The organism is Lactobacillus nasalidis, from assembly GCF_016587775.1.
Classification (GTDB): Bacteria; Bacillota; Bacilli; order Lactobacillales; family Lactobacillaceae; genus Lactobacillus; species Lactobacillus nasalidis.
In genome coordinates this window covers 1-806 of sequence record NZ_BOCG01000098.1, presented here as the reverse complement: position 1 = coordinate 806, position 806 = coordinate 1, and the positions used below count along the sequence as shown (strand labels likewise).

2 protein-coding genes and 1 pseudogene are annotated in these 806 nt (G+C 54.6%); 2 read left to right on the top strand and 1 reads right to left on the bottom strand.

Translation table 11 applies throughout. The features are described 5' to 3' along the window. Positions 1 to 188, bottom strand: a pseudogene (locus lacNas_RS01290) (hypothetical protein); the annotation flags it as partial. Between the two features lie 220 nt (positions 189 to 408). Here lacNas_RS01290 and lacNas_RS01285 point away from each other — a divergent pair. Then, the gene (locus lacNas_RS01285; protein WP_201331876.1) at positions 409 to 618 is read left to right on the top strand and encodes a DUF1659 domain-containing protein; all 210 of its coding nucleotides are present in this window, start codon (positions 409 to 411) and stop codon (positions 616 to 618) included. A gap of 53 nt (positions 619 to 671) precedes the next feature. Further along, positions 672 to 806 (top strand): DUF2922 domain-containing protein (locus tag lacNas_RS14400; protein WP_280515421.1); only part of this gene is annotated, 135 nt, incomplete at its 3' end.

Below are 806 nucleotides of genomic sequence, written 5' to 3'. Positions count from 1 at the left end.
AATTCATCGGCTGCCTGGCTGTACTTCTTGGCTGCCGCGTCGGCCTTGCCGGCCTGCATCAGGCTGGCGTAGCTGGAGCTGGCGGACTGCTCCTGGCTTTGGCTCTGCCGGTTGTAGAAGTAAAAGCCGGCGCCGCCCAGGGCAAGCACGATCACAGCAATGACCGACCACATGGTCGTACGTTTCATTGATATACCTCCTCGTTAATATTCAATATTATACCAGATCTGCCTGCCGGTTAAGCTGCATCGGCCAACTTGTAACTGTTCCTTAACAAAAAGCTGGCCGACTTTTTCCTCCCGGGACGTTATTGTCAGTGCAAGCCCGAGGCGCCGGGGCCTGCCGGACCGAAGCCCGCTGCTTCGAGAAAAATGTGATGTTTTTAGAGTAAAACAGGAGAAGAGCAAAATGAATTTTACCTTAACTGACCAAAGCATTCAGTACACTTTCAAAGCCGACAAGTACGACAAGGGGCAGATGCAGCGGAGCCTGCAAAACGTCAAGCCCGAAGCCAGCGCGGAAAGCCTGGTCAAGGTGGGCCAGGCCATCAGCAAGCTGCAGGGCGACGAGCTGACCGGGCTGACCCTGGTGCAAAAGCACGGCTTGTCGCTGGCTTAAGCGCTGACTTGTTTTGACACGGAAAAGAATTTTTGAGAATCAGGAGAAAAATCATGACGACTACCGAATTGCAACTTACCTTCAAATCCAGTGCTGGCAAAAAGAAGACCCTCAACCTGCCTTACGCGGTCAAGGGCCTGAGCGCTGAAGCGGTCCGCGAGGCCGCCGGCGTCATTGCCGGCGAGGAC